General features: G+C 75.7%; 14 protein-coding genes. 8 read left to right on the top strand and 6 right to left on the bottom strand.

The genetic code is table 11. The annotated features are described in order from the left end of the window. Positions 1-327: 327 nt before the first annotated feature. Positions 328-2142: a serine/threonine-protein kinase gene (locus FKD65_RS46420; protein ID WP_141584193.1), complete on the top strand. Its 1815-nt coding sequence runs from the start codon at positions 328-330 to the stop codon at positions 2140-2142. Between the two features lie 32 nt (positions 2143-2174). Here FKD65_RS46420 and FKD65_RS38475 read toward each other — a convergent pair whose 3' ends face one another. The 3 genes from FKD65_RS38475 to FKD65_RS38465 form a co-directional block, all read right to left on the bottom strand. After that, entirely contained in the window at positions 2175-4301 is a 2127-nt protein-coding gene (locus tag FKD65_RS38475) for a fibronectin type III domain-containing protein (protein WP_141584190.1), read from the bottom strand. A gap of 75 nt (positions 4302-4376) precedes the next feature. Further along, positions 4377-5312: a threonine/serine dehydratase gene (locus tag FKD65_RS38470; protein ID WP_141584188.1), complete on the bottom strand. Its 936-nt coding sequence runs from the start codon at positions 5310-5312 to the stop codon at positions 4377-4379. Then, complete coding sequence (locus FKD65_RS38465) at positions 5309-5524, bottom strand: hypothetical protein (protein WP_141584185.1); 216 nt, start codon at positions 5522-5524, stop codon at positions 5309-5311. The genes FKD65_RS38470 and FKD65_RS38465 overlap by 4 nt, the downstream gene beginning before the upstream one ends. 18 nt (positions 5525-5542) lie before the next feature. Between FKD65_RS38465 and FKD65_RS38460 the strand changes: the two genes are divergently transcribed. After that, a complete protein-coding gene (locus tag FKD65_RS38460) occupies positions 5543-6181 on the top strand; it encodes a hypothetical protein (RefSeq protein WP_141584183.1) in 639 nt (212 codons plus the stop codon). Here FKD65_RS38460 and FKD65_RS38455 read toward each other — a convergent pair. The 3 genes from FKD65_RS38455 to FKD65_RS38445 are packed head-to-tail and all read right to left on the bottom strand — an operon-like array spanning position 6162 to position 10475. Next, entirely contained in the window at positions 6162-8363 is a 2202-nt protein-coding gene (locus FKD65_RS38455) for a DUF3488 and transglutaminase-like domain-containing protein (protein ID WP_141584180.1), read from the bottom strand. The two genes, FKD65_RS38460 and FKD65_RS38455, sit on opposite strands and share 20 nt — an antisense overlap. Next, positions 8360-9490: a DUF58 domain-containing protein gene (locus tag FKD65_RS38450; protein ID WP_141584178.1), complete on the bottom strand. Its 1131-nt coding sequence runs from the start codon at positions 9488-9490 to the stop codon at positions 8360-8362. The genes FKD65_RS38455 and FKD65_RS38450 overlap by 4 nt, the downstream gene beginning before the upstream one ends. A gap of 1 nt (position 9491) precedes the next feature. Continuing rightward, the gene (locus tag FKD65_RS38445) at positions 9492-10475 is read right to left on the bottom strand and encodes a MoxR family ATPase (protein WP_141584176.1); all 984 of its coding nucleotides are present in this window, start codon (positions 10473-10475) and stop codon (positions 9492-9494) included. 479 nt (positions 10476-10954) lie between these two features. On the opposite strand from FKD65_RS38445, the gene FKD65_RS38440 reads away from it, so the two are divergent. Genes FKD65_RS38440 through FKD65_RS38415 form a run of 6 tightly spaced genes read left to right on the top strand, consistent with a single transcriptional unit; the run spans position 10955 to position 19212 of the window. After that, entirely contained in the window at positions 10955-11722 is a 768-nt protein-coding gene (locus FKD65_RS38440) for a M50 family metallopeptidase (RefSeq protein ID WP_240809810.1), read from the top strand. A 57-nt stretch (positions 11723-11779) separates the two neighbouring features. Continuing rightward, complete coding sequence (locus FKD65_RS38435; RefSeq protein ID WP_141584174.1) at positions 11780-13192, top strand: SWIM zinc finger family protein; 1413 nt, start codon at positions 11780-11782, stop codon at positions 13190-13192. Then, on the top strand, positions 13189-14700 hold the full coding sequence (locus FKD65_RS38430; RefSeq protein ID WP_141584173.1) for a DUF5691 domain-containing protein: 1512 nt from the start codon (positions 13189-13191) through the stop codon (positions 14698-14700). Before FKD65_RS38435 ends, FKD65_RS38430 begins: the two co-directional genes overlap by 4 nt. A 56-nt stretch (positions 14701-14756) precedes the next feature. Continuing rightward, entirely contained in the window at positions 14757-15827 is a 1071-nt protein-coding gene (locus FKD65_RS38425; RefSeq protein ID WP_205718976.1) for an AAA family ATPase, read from the top strand. Next, positions 15824-18022: a DUF5682 family protein gene (locus tag FKD65_RS38420; protein ID WP_240809809.1), complete on the top strand. Its 2199-nt coding sequence runs from the start codon at positions 15824-15826 to the stop codon at positions 18020-18022. Before FKD65_RS38425 ends, FKD65_RS38420 begins: the two co-directional genes overlap by 4 nt. After that, positions 18019-19212: a VWA domain-containing protein gene (locus FKD65_RS38415; protein WP_240809808.1), complete on the top strand. Its 1194-nt coding sequence runs from the start codon at positions 18019-18021 to the stop codon at positions 19210-19212. Before FKD65_RS38420 ends, FKD65_RS38415 begins: the two co-directional genes overlap by 4 nt. Positions 19213-19215: the final 3 nt, after the last annotated feature.

Genomic DNA, 19215 nt, shown 5'->3' with positions numbered 1-19215 from the left:
TTCGTCATGACTTCGTCCGTCACGGCGGGCCACTCCCTCTGGGGCAGTTCCTTCGTCGCGAACCCCGAGGTTAGGGCGGATGGAGCGGGTCCTGGACCGCAATTGGCACAACGATTAACCGGGTCAATGGAAATGTCATCTCATTTCCACCCGTGGCACCGGTCCGTGACCGGGTGGAGCCTTCCCGGTGAGAGCACCCGCGCCCGTTTCCTCCCCGTACTAGGCTGTTGCCCCAGGGGAACCGCCCGGGGGTCGCACGGCATCGCACGCTCGCGCCCCAGCCGAGCCCCCGGACGAGGCGAGCAAGCGAGAGGGAACCCCTGACCCATGACCGAGGACGTTCCGGGCTACCGGGTGCTGGAGCAGGTCGGCGAGGGCGGCTTCAGCGTCGTCTACCGCGCCCACCAGGAGCGCCTCGACCGGATGGTCGCGCTGAAGGTCCTGTCCATCAGCGCGGTGGACGACGCGGCGATGCGGCGGTTCCAGCGCGAATGCAAGATCACCGGACGGCTCTCCGGCCATCCGAACATCGTGACCGTGCTGGACACCGGTACGACGCGGTCCGGGCGCCCCTACATCGCGATGGAGTACTTCGAGCACGGCGCGCTCACCGACCGGCTGGCGAGGGAGGGGCCGCTGCCGGTCGCCGAGGTGCTGCGGATCGGCGTGAAGATGGCCGGGGCGCTGGCCGCCACCCACGAGACCGACGTCCTGCACCGCGACGTCAAGCCGCAGAACGTGCTGCTGTCGCGGTACGGGGAGCCGGCCCTCGCCGACTTCGGCATCGCCCGCCTCGTCGACAGCTTCGACGGCACCCACACGCAGGCGTTCACGCCGCACCACGCCGCCCCCGAGGTGCTGGAGGGCAGGCAGCCGGGCGTCGGGTCCGACCTCTACTCGCTCGGCTCGACGCTCTACCAGCTGCTGGCCGGGCGGCCCGCGTTCAAGGGGCCGCGCGGCGAGGGCATCGCGCAGCTGATGCTCCGGATCCTCAACGACCCGCCGCCGCCGTTCGCCCGCCCCGACGTCCCGCGGCAGGTCATGGACGTCATCGCGCACTCGATGGCCAAGACGCCCGAGCAGCGGTTCGCGAACGGAGTGGAGTTCGCGCAGGCGCTCCAGCGCGTGCAGGCCGAGCTGGGGCTGCCGGTGACGGACGTGGCGCACAGCGGCGGCGGCGCGGCGAAAGCGGACTCCGGCCCTCGCCTGACGTTCCCGGCCCCCTCCGGCCCTCCGCCCGCGCCCGAGTGGTCGCCGACCTCGCTGGCACCGCCCATCCTGCCGCCGCCTGCACAGTCTCCGCCCGCACAGTCACCGCCTGCACAGTCACCGCCTGCACAGTCACCGCCTGCACAGTCACCATCTGCACTGTCACCGCAGGCGCAGTCGCCGTCCCTGCCGGCCGTCGCCCAGATGGCCCAAGCGCCCGTCGCCGCGCAGGCCCCACCGCCTTCGCCGTGGGCACCGAATGCCCTGCCGCCGCCGACACCGGACACCCCGCACACCAAGGACGTCCCGCGGACGGCGCTGGAGCCCGCGTGGCCCCGGGCAGGCGACCAGCACACGACCGGCTCCCCCACGACGCCGCACACCACCCCGCACGCGGGCCCGCACCAGACCACCCTGGACCGTCCGCAGGGCGGATCCCGCCGCGGCCTCGTCGTCGCGGCCGGGATCACGATCGTCGGCGGCCTGGGCCTGGGCATCGGGGCGCTCGCGCTCTCCGGCGGCGGTGACGGCGGGGGCGGAACCGCCGCGAAGTCGACGCCCCCGTCCCAGACCGCCCCCCAGGGCCAGGTCACCCAGTCCCCGCAGCAACCGATCACGCCCGCGCAGCTCGCGGCGGCGCGCCCGCGGAAGGTGGTCGCGCGCCAGGGCGGCGGGACGGCGGCGCTGAAATGGGCGCTGCCACCCGCCGCGCACGGGCTGCCGTTGCTCGTCCAGCAGCAGCCCGCCGGGACCAGGCCGATCGTGACGGTCCCCGCGGGCTCGCGCTCGGCGACCATGCCGGGCCTGCGGCCGAACACGGCGTACTGCTTCAAGGTCGGCGCGGTGGTGAACCTCAACGCGGGAGGGGCGCCGGACGTGGCCTGGTCCGCCCCCGCCTGCGTCGGCAGGGCGGGGAAGAAGAAGCGCGGCTAGCCGACCCGCCGGACGGCGGGCCGGCTAGCCGATCAGGGCTCGCACTTCCAGACCGCGGGACCCGCGAAGCTCTTCCAGTCACCCGGCGTGTTGACCAGGTAGCCGATCACGTAGCCGGTCTTGCCGCTCCACGTGATGTTGGCGTACATGTCTCCGGTGAGGCTGGAGTCTCTGGGGTGGGTGTAGGAAACGCCCTTCTTCTGGCAATTCACGACAACGAGCTCGCCGTTGTTGTCGGTCATGGTGGCGATGGTCGCGCCGCTGTTGTTGGCATCGGCGACGCTCCGGATGTAGGCGTCGGATTTCCCGTTGCGCTCCACCGGGTACTTGGCCGCGGGGCCGGTGAGCCTGGTGCCGAGCCTCGCGGCCGTGCCCGTGCCCGCCCCGTTCACGGCGGCGACGGAGAAGGTGTAGGACCCGTTCGTCCAGACGTTGCCGAGCGTCGTGGACACGGCCGAGCCCGCCGCGGCGTTCACCGTCGTGGCGCCCGTGACCGGGCCGTCCCAGGTGAGCCGGTAGCTGGACGCGCCGGACGGGGCCGTCCAGGAGACCTTCGTCCCGGAGGCGGTGGCCTGCGCGGTGAGGCCGGTCGGCGCGCCGGGCGTCACGCACGGCCGGGCGGGGTCGCTGGGCGCCGACAACTGCTCGCGGGTCCGGCCGGTGCCGTCGCGGTAGCGGACGGCCACGCGGAACTGGTACTCGCTGCCGCAGTCCCCGCCGCTCACCGTGAAGGTGAACGGCCCGGCGCCGGGGGTGATCGCGGACGGGCTCGCCGTGAGACCGGGCGGGACGCCCTTCAGCACGTACCCGAGGACGCCCTCGCCCTGGGAGGGCTGGAAGTCGATCCGCATCGTGCCCGCACCCGGCGTGACCGACACGTTCGCCGGCGCGGACGGAGGCTCGCCGGGACGCGGCCGGCGCGGCTCCTGCGGGTTGGCACTGGGCAGCGGGACATCGGGCGGCGAGGTGCTGGGCGGCGGGGCGTCACCGCCGCCCGGCTGCGGGAGGGTGCGGCGCCCGGCGCCGCCCGGGACCTTGTCGCGGTACTTGTCGATGCCCTTGCGGTCGCCCTTTCCGTCGATCACCACGGCGCGCGAGCCCGACGGGTCGTTCGCCCACAGCAGGCCGTCACGAACGAAGACGTCCAGCCTGGCGGGCCGCCCGGCGACCGGGACCGGCGGCTCGAACCGGTTGCCCGCCGAGTCGTACACGAGCAGGGCCCCGGCCGTCTCGTCGGGGATGTAGACCTTCGCACCGAGCATCTGCGGCGGCCGGTACCGGTGCTTCGGCATGGCGAGACGCGTGCTGGAGTACCGCCCGGTGTCGGTGTCGACAGTCACCAGCGACCCGGCGCCGGGCACCAGCAGCGGGACGGTCCTGCCCTCGGTGGCGGGCGGGGCGAGCACGCCGCCGCGGCCCGCCCGCTTCACGGTCGCCGGCAGGGCCACCGTCAGCGGCGTCCCGGACGGCTTGACGACCGTGGCGGTGGCGGCCGTGGAGTTCACCACGACCGGATCGCCCGCGGCGATGGTGAGCGCGAGGTCGTCACCCGGCCGGCCGGTCTTCACCGGCGGTTGCGACTTGCCGTCCTTGAATGCCGTGACCTGCCCGTTCCCCGCCACCGGCACCCACAGGGCGCCCCGCGCGTCGATACCCGCCTGCCCGAGGACGGGCGTCAGCGTCGCGGACGCGCCGACCGGGGTCAGGCTGATCGGGTCGATCTGCTGGAGGACGCCCTTGACGGAGTCGACCGTGTACGCCTTCCCGGCGTCCGCGATGACCTGGAGACCCTGACCGAGCGGCCGGCTCGCGCCCACGTTCAGCTGGGCGGGGTCGAGCCGGCTCACGACGCCGGTGGTCTGGTCGACGAGCAGCACGGTGGTGCCGTCCTGGACGATCTTGATGTTGTGGCCGCGCATCTGCGCGGGCAGGGCGGCCTTGCCGTCGACCTTGGCCGCGGGCCCGTTGGCGTGGACGAGGGCGCCCTTGCGGTCGGCGGCGAGCCAGGCGCCGACCTCGGCGAGCCGGTACTTGGCGCTCGCCACGCCCACCCCGTACGCGACGGCCGCGATGATGACCACGCCGGTCAGCCCGATGGCGACCTGCCCGGTCAGCCGATCTCGCCGAAACAGAACCTTCAGGGCCGACATGTCCCCCATCACCTACCCTTTCCGCATAGGACACCGTAGCCGCTCATGTCCCACCGTCATCGGAATTCTCGGGAACGCCCCGGTTCAGCGTCCGCCCATGGCGGCGAGGTAGGCCGGAACGGTGATGTTGCGCCCGGAGACGACCACCACGAGGCTCCCGCTCGCCTCCGCCTTCCCGGCGAGGACGGCTGCGACCGCCGCGGCGCCCGCGCCCTCGGCGACGAGCCCGTGCTCGTGGAACAGCCAGCGCAGCGCGGTCCGGATCTCCTCGTCGGTGACGGAGGTCAGCTCGGCCGTCCGCCCGATCACCTCCGGGGTGACGCAGCCGGGTTCGAGATTGCCGGGCAGACCGTCGGCGAACGTCTCGCCGACCTCGACCTCGACCACCCGGCCCGCCGCCACGGACGCCGAGACGCCGCGCGACACCGCCGACTCCACGCCCACCACCCGCACGTCGCCGCGCTCGCGCGCCCACAGGCACAGGCCGGCGACCAGCCCGCCGCCGCCGACCGGCGCGACGACCGTGAGCGGACCGTCCGCCTGCCGGTCGAGCTCGCGGCCGATGGTGCCCTGCCCCGCGATGACCGCCGGGTCGTTGTAGGGCGAGACGTACCGGCCGGGCAGTGTCAGGGCGTGCGCCTCGGCCTCGTCATAGCTCGTCCCGTGCCGGACGAGCCGCACCGGGAGCGCGCCGATCCTGTCGACCTTGACCTGCGAGGCCCGGGTGGAGACCACGACGGTGACCTGCGCGCCCGCCTTCGCGGCGGCGTAGGCCATGCCGAGGCCGTGGTTGCCCGCGCTCGCCGTGACGGCGGGCTCCCCCTCCGGGAGCGCGGCGACGGCCGCGAGCGCGCCCCGCACCTTGAACGCGCCGGTCGGCTGGAACGTCTCCAGCTTCAGCAGGGCGCCGGGCGCCAGGCCCGAGGGGACCAGCGGCGTCGGCGCCAGCTCGGCGGACACGGCCCGCCAGGCGCGCTCCAGGTCGTCCGGGCCGGGCGGGCGGACGGCGCGCACCGTCATGGCCGCGCCTCCGGCCGCCCGTCGAGCCGCTCGTGAAGCCGCTCGCGGATCTCGTCGGGGGTGTAGGCGCGGCGGCGGCGCTCGGCCCGCACGATGACGGCCCCGGTCGCGGCGACGCCGACGAACCCGGCGACGCCCAGCGCCTTCCAGAGGCTGAACGCCTTCCAGGCGGCTGCGGCTTTCCCGAGGGCGGACCCTTTCGACGTGCGCATACGGCTACCGTAGCGATCATGCCGGCTACGAGCATCTCTCTCAGCGAGGCCGTCGAGCTGACCCGCACCGGGGACGTGTGGCTGTTCCGGGGCCGCACGGCCACCGACCGCGCCATCCAGATGACGACCAACAGCCCCGTCAACCACGTCGGCATGGCGCTGGTGATCGACGACCTGCCGCCGCTGATGTGGCACGCCGAGCTCGGCCGGTCGCTGCGGGACATGTGGACCGGCGGGCACCACCGCGGCGCGCAGCTGCACGACCTGCGGGACGCGGTGCTGGCCTGGGGCAACCGCTACGGGCAGCGGGCGTGGCTGCGGCAGCTCGAGCCGCCGCCGTCCCGGGAGGCGGAGGACGCCGCGCTGCGCGCCGTGGCGCGGCTGGACGGCACGCCGTTCCCCTCGACGTCGAAGCTCGCGACGCGGTGGGCGCGCGGGCGGGTGCCGATCCGGCGGCCCGCCGAGCGGGACGCGAACCTGGAGACGGCGTTCTGCGCGGAGGTCGTCGCGGTGACGTACCAGTCGATGGGGCTGCTGCCGAAGGGGCGCCGCCCGAACTGGTTCGACCCGGGCCGGTTCTGGAGCGGCGACGACCTGGAGCTCGCGGGGGGCGCGGTGCTCGGCGGCGAGATCGCGGTCAGCGTGCCCCCGTCCTGACGGGGCGGTCGTCGCGCGGCGACCGGTCCCGCAGGGACCGGGGGTGCAGGCGGCGCCGGAGCCGGCGCAGCCGCCCGGCCCTCGCGGTGACGAGGCGGCCGAGCTCGTCGGTGTGCCGCCAGGCCCGGTCGGCGGCGGCCTCGTCCGGCCGGGACGCGGCGAAGCGGCTGCGGTTGACGAGGTCGGCGAGCGGCCCGAGGTGGCCGCGGGCGTCGTCGCCGACGGCGGACGCGCCGAAGCCGGCGACCTCGTGCGCGGTCAGCGTCCGGGCCGTGGACAGGCCGACGTCGGCGAGGTGGTCGAGCGCCTGGTGCCAGGCGCCGGTGATGCGGGCCGCGGGCGGCCCGGCCCGGCGGCGCCGCCTCCGCAGGGCGGGGGCGAGCAGGACGGCGCACAGGTAGCCGAGGGCGAGCGCGCCCGCCGCGATCGAGGCGAACACCCACCACGGCGTGGGCCGGTCGGCGGCGGCGGGCGCCTGCCGCGGGCCCTCCCGCGTCGTGCCGCGCGCTCCCTGGCCTCGCTGCTGCGAGGCCGCGCTCTTCTGCGCCTGCTCCAGCTTCTGCTCCGTCTCCCCCGCCGCGACGGAGTCGTTCCTCCTGGACCGGCGCGCGCCGTCGGGGAGCGGGTTGAACCGGACCCAGCCGAGCCGCTCGAACTTGATCTCCGGCCACACCATCACGTCCCCGGACCGGACCTCGGCGGTGTCGCCCGTGCGTTCGCCTCCGTCGAAGCCCACGACGACGCGGGACGGCAGGCCGAGCGCCCGGGCCAGCAGGGCGTAGGCGGTCGCGAAGTGCTCGGGCGTGCCGCGCCGGCCCTCGCCCAGGAAGTAGTCCAGCTGCCGGTAGGTGTGGCCGGGCGGGGCGGTGACGTCGTACCGGGCATAGCGCTTGAGGTACTCGGCGAGCATCGCGGCCTTCTGGATGGGCGACACGGCGCCCCGCGTCGCGGCCTGGGCGAACCTGCGGAACTCGGCGAGCTGGACGGGGGGCTGCTCGGCGCCCGGACCCCAGGGCAGCTCCCGCGCCGCCCGCGCCTCCGCGTCGACCGCCACCGCCGCTCCGGCGAGGTCGTCGACGGTCCATTCGGGGACGACGGACTCGACGCGGTAGGTCTGCCCGGGACGCAGCGGCTGCGCGGCGGCCAGCGCCCCGCTGGCCGGGTCGACGACGACGGGGAGCCCGCCGACCTCCCGCGGCCGGTCGGGGGCGGGCACCCACACGCCCGGCAGGTCGCGGATCGTGATGTCCTGCACGACCTCGTGCTCGCGGTCCGGGTCCGGTCCCTGCGGCACGCGGCTCCCGGTCGGGACGAACCGCGCCGAGGACGACCACGTCACGCCGTCGAACCTGTCCAGCACCGCGAGCCGCTCGATCTCGCCGCGCCGGGACCGGACCGTGAACATCACCTGGTCGGGGACGAGCAGCCAGCCGCCGACGCGGTCCAGCGGGCTCACGCCGTCGCGCTGCCGCGGTGGAGGCGCCTGCACCTGCTCGCGCGGGTCGTACGGGTCCGCGCTGACGGGGACGACGGTTCCGGCGGCGAAGGCCAGCGCCCCAAGGACGGCCGCGGTGGGCACGCCGATCGCGAGGGGCCGCCAGGCGACGCCCGAGCCGGGACCGTCCGCGCGGACGAGGACGAGCACGGCGACGAGCACGACGGTCGCGGCGGCGAGCGGAAGGTTGGAGCCCGGGCCGTCCACTCCGAGCAGCAGCGCGACCGCCCACACGCCGAGTGCGGGCACGCAGGGCAGGGCGCGCAGCGACGTGCGCAGCGCCAGCTCCGCCGCCGCGAACGCCGCGAGCCACACCACCACGTGGACCAGGACGAGGTACTCCGGCTTCGCGGGGGCGGGCAGCAGCGTGGTCAGGATCGACTTCCACGAGCCGAGCACGCCCTCGCGCAGCGCGTTCGGCAGCGTCCCGCCGCCGAGGGCGGGGCGCAGGACGGTGACCGAGACCGTCCCCGCCCAGGCGACGACCGTCAGCACCAGCGAGATCCACAGCGGCCACGGGTCCCCGCCCTTGCGCGGTCCCGACAGCAACCCGGACAGCACGGTGGGCACGACCGCCGCGACGGCGACGACGGGCACGACCGGACCGAGCCCGAAGACCCGCTGGAACGCCAGCCCGGCGACGGCGACGACGCAGGCCGTCACGGCGATCGAGACGTACCGCGTCACCGGGTGCTCCCCAGCCGCCGCCACGCCTCGGCCAGCGCGTCCAGGTCGGCGAAGTCGACGAGCTGGACGCCGGGCGGCGCCGCGGCGGGCGCGGCCGGCCTGACCCGCAGCACCACGATCCGGTCGAAGCGGGCGCGGACGGACGCGACGCGCGCGAGCTCGGCGCCGTCGGGGGTGACGACGACGAGGGAGCCGCCCGCACGCAGGCTCCGCACCGCGTCCACGGCCGAGCGCGGCGTCTCCCGCGTCCGGACGGCGGTGAGCCGGTCGAGGAGGACCTCCACGTCGTCCGGGCCGCCCCGCGTGTCGGCGATCTGGCCCTCGCCGGTGAGGATCCGGACGGGGAAGCCCGCCGACGCCGCCCCGGCCGCGACCGACGCCGCAGCGTCCACGGCCAGCTCGAAGTCGTCGGGCTCCGGCCACGAGCCGGGACGCGCCTCCAGCACGACCGCCGTCGTCGGCAGGCTGGCGTCCACGAGCTGGCGGACCATCAGCGTCCCGGTGCGGGCCGAGGACTTCCAGTGGACGTGGCGCAGCTCGTCGCCGATCACGTACTCGCGCAGCGCGTGGAACGTCGCGGTCCCCGCCGGGGACCTGTCGCTGGTCGGGCCGTCCAGGTGGTGGGCGCGGCCGGACGGCAGCGGCGCCAGCGGCACCGTCCGCGGCCGGACGAGCAGGGTCCGCGGCGACCCGTACTCGCGCACCCGGCGGGCCAGCCGGAGGGGATCGGCGCGCACCAGCCGCAGCGGCCCCACCTGGATCTCGCCGCGCCGGGCCGTCGGCAGCCGGTAGGTCACGGTGCGCGTGCCGCCGGGCCGCAGCCGCGGGACCTCGACCACCACCGCGGTCCCTCCGGCCGCATCCTCGGCACTGAGCCCGCGCGCTCCGCGCCCCTTGTTCGTCACGTGCAGGACGCCCACCGCGGGCCGGCCGCGCTCGACCCGCGTCGGCGCGATCTCCCGGCCGACCTCCAGCTTCGGGCGCGGCAGCGTCCACAGCAGCGCGGCCGCCACGGCGGCCAGGCCCGCGACGGCGAGCACGGCGGGCTCCGGATAACCGAGCCACCAGCCCGCCGCGTACAGCGGGACCGAGCCGGCCGCCGTCCCCCACCCGAGCGGCGTCAGCACCTCAGACCCCGGCGGCCTGGGGCGTCGGCACGCTGCCCAGCGCGTCGGCGACCACGTCGGCGCCCGAGCGCCCGCGCAGCTCGGCCTCCGGCGTGACGATCAGCCGGTGCGCGATGACCGGGACCGCCAGCGCCTTCACGTCCTCCGGGACGATGTAGGAGCGCCCGGCCGCCGCGGCACGCACCCGCGCCGCGCGCAGCAGCGCGATGCTGGCCCGCGGGCTCGCCCCGAGCCGCAGATCGGGATGTCCGCGGGTGGCCGAGACGACCCGAACGAGGTAGTCGTGCAGCGGCGGCGCGACGTGCAGCCGCTGCGCGAAGTCGATCATCCGGGCGAGGTCCTCGCGGCCCATCACCGGGGGCATGGTGTCGAGCACGGCGCCGGTCGGGGCGCCGGCGAGCAGCGCGACCTCGGCCTGGTGGTCGGGGTACCCCATCGAGATCCGCATCAGGAACCGGTCGAGCTGCGCCTCCGGCAGCGGGTAGGTGCCGTCCATGTCGACGGGGTTCTGCGTGGCGATCACCATGAACGGGCGCGGCACCGGGTGCGGGACGCCCTCGACCGTGACCCGGCGCTCCTCCATGACCTCCAGCAGCGCCGACTGCGTCTTGGGCGAGCCGCGGTTGATCTCGTCGGCGACGGCCAGGTTCGCGAAGATCGGGCCGGGGTGGAACTCGAACGCGCCGTCCGCCTGGTTGAAGATCGACACTCCGGTGATGTCGCTCGGCAGCAGGTCGGGCGTGAACTGGATGCGCGCCCACTTGGCCTCCACGGAGGCCGACATCGCCCGCGCCAGGGTCGTCTTGCCGACGCCGGGGACGTCCTCCACGAGGAGGTGGCCCTCGGAGAGCAGGCAGATCAGCGCCAGCTCGACCTTCTCCCGCTTGCCGCGCACGACCCGCTCGACGCTGCCCGCGAGCGCCGCGAACATCTGCGCGAACCGCCCGGCCAGCGCCTCCGGGTCCATTCCGGGGTTCTCAGTCATCGTCGGCATCCCTGCGCGCTCGACATGGTTCGCTCACCTTCGATCGGCCTCGGCCCGCCCCCAGGCGCGGCGCCCGTCCCGCGGGTGAGCGCCCCCGCACCGGGCACGCCGGTCCGGCCGGCCGCGCTCCGGCAGCCCGGCCCGTAGCGCTGGAGGCACTGGAAAAGACCGCGCGGATTCCTGGCCCGCGCGAAGGATCGGTCCCCGTTCAATCCCCGCTCACCCTCTCGGCGCGCCGGCGCGGGAGCCGCTGACCCGGGGCGCGAAGTGCACCTTAACGGCAAAACGGCCCACGTCGGAGCGAGATCGCGAAGATGCCCGCCGAACCGGTACCGGTACGCCGCGTTACGGGGGGTCCGCCATGACATCGATCACATCCGCACGGCGGGGGCGCCATGCCCAGTCCGTCTGTTGGAGAACCGAACGCGAACGTTATCCCTGACGTCCTAATGTTGGGCATCGCGACGAACGACTCCGAGGTGGACGTGGAAAACGTGAGCATCGCCGACCTGTGGCACCGGGTGACGGGAACGCAGCCGGATCCGCCGTGGTGGCTGGTGGCACTCGTCGGCCTCATGGCGCTCGCCGCGGTGGTCCACGGCCCGACCTGGCGGGTCGCGCGCAACACCGTCACGATCGCGCACGAGGGCGGGCACGCGCTCCTCGCGCTGGTCACCGGCCGCAAGCTGGACGGCATCAAGCTGCACTCCGACACCTCGGGCGTGACGGTCTCGCGCGGCAAGCCGCACGGCCCCGGCATGATCTTCACGGCGATGGCCGGGTACCTGACGCCGCCGCTGCTCGGGCTGCTGTTCGCGCTGCTGCTCGCGGACGGCCGCATCACGCTGATGCTGTGGTTCTCGCTGGCGCTGCTCGCCGGGATGCTCATCATGATCCGCAACGCCTACGGCGCGCTGTCGGTGATCGTCACGGGCGCGGTCGTCTTCGCGGTGTCGTGGCTCGGCAGCGCCGCGGTGCAGGCCGGGTTCGCCTACCTGGCCGCCTGGTTCCTGCTGCTGGCCGCCACCCGCCCGGTGATCGAGCTCCAGCGGATGCGGGCCCGGCACATGGCGCCGAGCTCCGACGCCGACCAGCTCGCCCACCTCACCGGCGTCCCCGGGCTGGCCTGGGTGGGCCTGTTCGCGGCCGTCGCGCTGGTCGCCCTGCTGGCGGGGGGCGCCCTCCTCGTCCCGAACGTCTCCCTGCCCGACCTTCCGACCCCGCCCGGGTTCGGCGGGGTCGGCTGACGCCGGGCGGGGACCGCCCGTCCCCGACTGTCCGAGGGCGCGGATAGTTTCGGCTGTGTGAGGGATCGGTGGTCTCGTGAGCAGGTGCTCGGGCTCGCGCCCGACGCGGCGTCCGCCAAGGCGGCGGGCGGCCTCGCCAAGCCCGCCAGGTGGGGGCGGGCGGGGAGCGACGACGAGGCCGTCTGGGGCGAGTGCCAGGGCAGCGGCAAGTCCGTCTACCGGACGTGCGCCGACCCGACCGGCCCCGCGTTCCGGTGCACGTGCCCGAGCCGCAAGTTCCCGTGCAAGCACGCCCTGGGGCTGCTGCTCCTGTGGGCGGACGGCCTCATACAACAAGGCGAAGCCGCTCCGGGGGGTGCGGGGGGCCGGCCCCCCGCAAGCAACAAAGAAGGCGAAGCCGCTTCGGGGGGTGCGGGGGGTCGGCCCTCCGCGAGCGGCGGTGTCGGGGCCGGGGTGCGGCCCGGGTGGGTCGCCGAGTGGGTGGAGGACCGGCGCGGCCGGGCCGAGCGGACGGCCGAGCGGCGGGCGGCGCCCGCGGCCAGGGTTCGCGATCCGAAGACGGTGGAGCGGCGGGCCAGGCGGGTCGACGACGGCCTCGCCGAGCTGGACCAGTGGCTCCGCGACCAGGTCGCGCACGGACTCGCCCAGGCGGAGAAGGCCCCCTACCGGGTGTGGGACGACGTGGCCCGGCGCCTCGTCGACGCGCAGGCGGGGGCGCTGGCGGGTCACATCAGGGGCCTCGCGGCGATCCCGCGCCGGCCCGGCTGGCCCGGCCTCCTGCTGGAGGAGTACGCGCTGCTGCGGCTGCTCGTGCGGGCCTACCAGCGGCAGGATGAGCTGCCCGAGGGGTTGCGCGAGACCGTCCGGTCGCGGGTGGGGTTCACCGTCCCCCAGGAGGAGGTGCTGTCCGGCGGGGAGCGCGTCCGGGACGTGTGGTCGGTGACAGGGTCGCGCGACACCGCGCAGGAGCTGCTCACGACGCGGCGGGTGTGGCTGCGCGGGAGCCGCACGGGGCGCCCCGCGCTCGTGCTCTCCTTCGCCGCACCGGGCACCTCCCTCGACACCTCGCTCGTGGTGGGTACGCAGGTCGATGCGGAGCTGGCCTTCTACCCGGGCGCGCAGCCGCTGCGGGCGCTGGTCGCCGAGCGGCACGGTGCTGCCGTGCCGGGCACGCCCGCGGGGACGTCCGTCCAGGGGTTCCTGGACGAGCACGCCGCGGCGGTCGCGCTCGACCCGTGGCTGGACCGCTGGCCCGCGACCCTGGAGAGGGTCCGCCTGGCGCGCACCGAAGGAGGGGAACTGCACGTCGTCGACGACGCCGGGGACGCGCTGCCGCTCCGGATCGGCGATCCGTGGCGGCTGCTCGCGCTGTCGGGCGGCGGGCCGGTCACGCTGGCCGGGGAATGGCGCCCGCGCGGGCTGCGCCCGCTGGCCGCCTGGCACGAGGACGAGGGGACGGTGATCCTGTGACGGCGTGGGACGAGCACGTCACCGCCGCGCTGCTCGGCACCGAGCGCCGCGACCCGCCCGCCCTGCCGGAGAGTCCCGGCGGCGGGAAGGGCGACGGGGCGGGAAGGCTGCTCGACCAGGCGGCGCTGCTGGCCGTCCGGAGGCGGGCGGGGCTGGTCCCGTCGGGCGCGGCCCCCGAGCCCGTGGCCACGGCCCCGGTGGAGGACGCCCCGGCGGTCCCGAGGGCGGCCGCGGCCCGGCTGCGGCGGATCCTGTCGGGCGAGCAGATCCGGGTGCTGCCGGAGTGGCTGGACGCGGCGGCGGCACGGGGCCTGCGCGTGCCCGCCCAGGCGCTTCCCGACCTGCTGGAGCGAGGGCGCAGCGACCGGATGCTGCGCCCCTCGATCGCGCGGGCGTGCGGGAGGCGGGGGGTGTGGCTGGCCCTCCAGAACACCGACTGGGCGTACCTGGTGGGCGCGGGCGACGATCCGGGCGGCGGCCCCGAAGTATGGGAGACCGGTACCCGCAACCGGCGCGTCGCCTACCTGACCATGCTCCGCGAGACCGAGCCGGAGCGCGCGCGGGAGCTCCTCCTCGGAACGTGGGCCAAGGAGCCCGCGCCCGATCGCGCGGCGTTCATCGCCACGTTCTCGCATGGCCTGTCCCTGGACGACGAAGACTTCCTGGAGGCGGCCCTTGACGACCGCGGGAAGGACGTCCGGCAGATCGCGTCCGACCTGCTGGCCCGCATGCCGGGTTCGGCCTACGGGGAGCGCATGGCGGAGCGCGCACGGGCCTGCCTGACGGCCGGGGAACGCGTGGTCGGGGGCCGCAGGCAGACGTGGATCCGGGTGGAGCCGCCGCACGACCACGACGAGGGCATGGCGCGCGACGGCGTCCCGTTCCATCCGAGCGGGTCGTTCGCGCCGCGGGGCGGGGGCGCGCCGGTGGGGACGCGGGCCGCGTGGCTGCGCGAGATCCTGGCCCGCACCCCGCTGTCCACCTGGACGGAGCTGTTCGGGCTACCGCCCGTGGAGGTCGTTTGCCTGCCCGTCTCCGACTCCGACGGGCGCGACGTCCGCATCGGCTGGGCCCGCGCCGCCCTCGGCCAGCGCGACGCCGGCTGGGCGCGGGCCCTGCTCAGGGGCGGCGTCATGGCCGACGAGCCGGAGGAGCTCGCCGACCTGCTGTCCGTCCTGCCCGGCTCCGAGCGCGACCCCGCGGCGGTCGACCTGCTCCGCTGGGTGGAGGGGCGGTCGGGTCCGCTGCGGGTCCTCGAACGGGTGCCCGGGCCGTGGGCGGGTCCGCTCGCCGCGGCGGTGGTCGAGACGCTGGCCGCGTCCGCCGAGCGGCTCACCCGCCGCGACGAGCTACTGATCACGCAGCTGTGCCGGCTCGCCGACCAGCGGCTCGACCCGGCCGCGGCGGCCCGCCTGGCGGGCCTCGGACCGGCCGCCCCGCAGGCCGTCACCGACCTGATCGCGACCCTGCGCTTCCGCGACGAGATGCTGAAGGAGCTTGACCAGTGACCGATGAGGCAGGCCCGGGGGGCCTCGGCGACTCCCCCGCACCGGGTGCGGAGGCCGTGCTGCGCCCGCACGCCGAGCAGGAGCACGCCGGCGAGCTGGCGCGGCTCGCCGAGCACGACGACCGGCCGCGGCCGCCCGGCTGGCGGCTGTCGCCCTGGGCCGTCACCACCTACCTGCTCGGCGGCGAGCTGCCGGACGGCACGGCGATCAGCCCGAAGTACGTGGGGCCGCGCCGGCTGATGGAGGTCGCGGTGGCGACGCTCGCGACCGACCGCGCGCTGCTGCTGCTCGGCGTCCCCGGCACCGCGAAGACCTGGGTGTCGGAGCATCTCGCCGCCGCGGTCAGCGGCGACTCCACCCTGCTCGTGCAGGGCACGGCGGGCACGGCGGAGGAGGCGATCCGCTACGGCTGGAACTACGCGCGGCTGCTCGCCGAGGGCCCCTCGGAGCGGGCGCTGGTCGAGAGCCCGCTGATGCGCGCGATGCGGCGCGGCGCGGTCGCCCGCATCGAGGAGCTGACCCGGATGCCCTCCGACGTCCAGGACACCCTGATCACCGTCCTGTCGGAGAAGACGCTGCCGGTGCCCGAGCTGAACACCGAGGTGCAGGCGCGCAGGGGCTTCACGGTCATCGCGACCGCCAACGACCGCGACCGGGGCGTGAACGAGCTGTCCAGCGCGCTGCGCCGCCGGTTCAACACGGTCGTGCTGCCGCTGCCCGAGTCCGTCGAGGACGAGGTCGACATCGTCGCCCGGCGCGTCGACCAGATCGGCGCGGGGCTGGAGCTGCCCGAGAGCCCGGCGGGCCTGGAGGAGATCCGGCGCGTCGTCACGGTGTTCCGGGAGCTGCGGTCCGGTGCCACGGCCGACGGGCGCACCAAGCTGAAGTCGCCCAGCGGGACGCTCAGCACCGCCGAGGCCATCTCGGTGATCACCAGCGGGCTGGCCCTGGCGGCGCACTTCGGCGACGGCGTGCTGCGCGCCGCGGACGTGGCGGGCGGCATCGTCGGCGCCATCGTCCAGGATCCGGTGTCCGACCGCGTCGTGTGGCAGGAGTACCTGGAGGCGGTCGTCCGCGACCGCCCCGAGTGGCGCGACTTCTACCGCGCCTGCCGGGAGGTCTCTTGAGCCAGGTCGAAGTCTTCGGCATCCGGCACCACGGGCCGGGGTCGGCCCGCGCGCTGCGGGATGCGCTGGAGGACTTCGAGCCGGACGCCGTGCTGATCGAGGGGCCGCCCGAGGCCGACGCGATCGTGGAGCTGGCGGGCGAGGCCGGGATGGTGCCGCCGGTCGCGCTGCTCGCCTACTCCCCCGCCCCGGCGGACGGCGGCCGCAGGGCCGCGTTCTGGCCGTTCGCCGAGTTCAGCCCCGAATGGCAGGCGGTCAGGTACGGGCTGTCGGCGGGCGTCCCGGTCCGGTTCTGCGACCTGCCCGCCGCGAACCAGCTCGTCCCGGCCGAGGACGAGCCCCCCGAGGAGGGGATCAGCCTCGATCCGCTCGGCTGGCTGGCGAAGGCCGCCGGGTACGACGACGCCGAGCGCTGGTGGGACGACGTGGTCGAGCACCGCCACGGCGGCCCGTCCCCCTTCCCCGCGATCGCCGAGGCCATGGCGGAGCTGCGCGGCGACCTCGAACCGCCCCCTCGGGAGCGGCAGCGCGAGGCGCACATGCGCCGCACGGTGCGCCGCGCCCTCAAGGACGGCCACGACAGGGTCGCGGTCGTCTGCGGGGCCTGGCACGTCCCCGCCCTGCGCGCCAAGGTCCCCGCGACCCGCGACGACACCACGCTGCGCGGCCTGCCGAAGACCAAGGTCGCCATCACGTGGGTGCCGTGGACGCACGGGCGGCTCGCGGGGCGCTCCGGCTACGGCGCCGGCGTGCGCTCCCCCGGCTGGTACCACCACCTGTTCACGGCCCGCGACCGCCCGATCGAGCGCTGGCTGACCGCCGCCGCCCGCGTCCTGCGCGAGGAGGACCTGCACGTCTCCTCCGCGCACGTGATCGAGGCCGTCCGGCTCGCCGAGGCCCTCGCCGCGCTGCGCGGCCGCCCCCTCGCCGGGCTCGACGAGGTCACCGAGGCGACCCGGGCCGTCCTGTGCGAGGGCGCCGAGCTGCCCGTCCGCCTCATCCAGGACCGGATGGTCGTCGGCGAGCGGCTCGGCGCCGTCCCGGAGCGCACCCCGATGGTGCCGCTCCAGCGCGACCTCCAGGCCGAGCAGCGGCGGCTCAGGCTCAGGCCGTCCGCGCTCGACAAGGAGCAGGACCTCGACCTCCGCAAGCCCACCGACCTGGAGCGCAGCCGCCTGCTGCACCGGCTCCGCCTGCTGGAGGTGAACTGGGGCGTGCCGTCCGAGAGCCGCTCCAGGGGCACCTTCCGCGAGACGTGGACGCTGGCCTGGCGGCCCGAGTTCGACGTGGAGCTGATCGAGGCCGGCGTGTGGGGCACGACCGTGCGGGCCGCGAGCACCGCCCGCGCCAAGGCGGCGGCCGAGGACGCCACCGCCCTCGCCGACCTCACCGCCGTCGCCGAGCGCTGCCTGCTCGCCGACCTCGGCGAGGCGCTCCCCGCGGTGATGGGCGCGCTCTCCGACCGCGCCGCGGTCGACACCGACGTCGCGCACCTGATGGCGGCGATGCCCGCGCTCGTCCGCGCGCTGCGCTACGGCGACGTCCGCGGCACCTCCACCGGCCCGCTCGCCGCGGTGGTCGACGGCCTCGTCGTCCGCGTCTGCGTCGGCCTCCCGCCCGCGATCACCGGTCTCGACGACGACGCCGCCCGCGAGTTCCTCGGGCACGTCGACGCCGTCCACGGCGCCCTGTCCCTGCTCGCCGACGAGGGCCACACCGAGCGCTGGCGCCGCACCCTGGAGGGCCTGCTCGGCCGCCCGGACACGCTGCACGGCCTCATCGAGGGCCGCCTCACCCGCCTCCTGCTCGACGCCGGGCGGCTGCACGACGTCCCCGACCGGATGGCGCGGGCCGTGTCGGTCGGCGCCGCGCCCGACCGGGCCGCCGCGTGGGTGGAGGGCTTCCTCGCGGGCGGCGGGCTCCTGCTCATGCACGACGAGGCGCTCCTGCGGCTCGTCGACGAGTGGATCTCGGGGCTGCCCGCCGACTCGTTCACCGACGTGCTCCCGCTGCTGCGCCGCACCTTCGGCGCCTACCCCGCGGCCGAGCGCCGGGCCATCGGCGAGCGGCTCCGCCGCCGGGGCGCCGCTCCCGCCGGGCGGGCGGAGCCGCCGGACGACGAAGTGGACGCGGCACGGGCGGCCCCGGCGGCCGCCACGGCCCTGCGGATCCTCGGATGGGAGGGGCCCTCGTGAGCGAGGAGAGCGGGAGCGCCGAAAGCGCGGACGACCGGCTGCGGCGCTGGCGGCTGGTCCTCGGCGGCGACCAGGCCGACGGGACCGGGGCGGCGCTGGCGGGCGACGACGTCCGCATCGACGGGGCGCTGGAGAGGCTCTACGGGGCGGGCGGCGGCGAGGGGCGCCCCAGGCCGGGGCGGCGCGGCGCCGGGCTCGGCGACTCGGCGCCCTCGGTCGCCCGGTGGCTCGGCGACATCCGCGCCTACTTCCCGTCCAGCGTCGTCCGGGTGATGCAGAAGGACGCGATCGAGCGCCTCGACCTCACCCGGCTGCTGCTGGAGCCGGAGATGCTGGACGCCGTCGAACCGGACGTCCACCTCGTCGGGACCCTGCTGTCGCTGAACCGGGTGCTGCCCGACAGGGCCAGGGAGTCGGCGCGGGCCGTGGTCCGCAAGGTCGTCGGCGACCTGGAGCGGCGTCTCGCGAGCAGGACGCGCTCGGCCGTCGGCGGGGCCCTGGACCGGTCCGCGCGGGTGCTGCGCCCAAGGCGGCTCGCCGACGTCGACTGGGACCGCACGATCCGCGCGAACCTGCGCCACTACCTGCCCGACCAGGGGACCCTCGTCCCGGAGCGGCTGATCGGGTACGGCAGGCGGCGGCAGGCCGTCAAGCGGGACGTGGTGCTCGCCATCGACCAGAGCGGGTCGATGGCGGCGTCGGTGGTGTACGCGAGCGTGTTCGGGGCGGTGCTGGCGTCGATGCGCTCGCTGCGCACGTCGCTGGTGGTGTTCGACACCAGCGTGGTGGACCTCACCGACCAGCTCCACGACCCGGTCGAGGTGCTGTTCGGCACGCAGCTCGGCGGCGGCACCGACATCAACCGGGCGATCGCGTACTGCCAGGGCCTCGTGACCCGGCCGGCCGAGACGATCCTCGTGCTGATCAGCGACCTGTACGAGGGCGGGATCCGCGACGAGATGCTCCAGCGGGTCGCGGCGCTGACGGCGGCGGGCGTGCAGGTCGTCGTGCTGCTGGCCCTGTCGGACGAGGGAGCGCCCGCCTACGACCACGACAACGCGGCGGCGCTGGCCGCGATGGGCGTCCCGGCGTTCGCGTGCACCCCCGACGCCTTCCCGGGCCTGATGGCCGCCGCGATCGAGCGCCGCGACCTCAAGGAGTGGTCCGAGCGGGCCGCGGGTGACGGGTGAGGC

The sequence above is a fragment of the Actinomadura sp. WMMA1423 genome, assembly GCF_006547145.1.
Lineage (GTDB): Bacteria > Actinomycetota > Actinomycetes > Streptosporangiales > Streptosporangiaceae > Spirillospora.
Note: the sequence above shows the minus strand (reverse complement) of the source record. Positions and strands in the feature narration are given on the sequence as shown.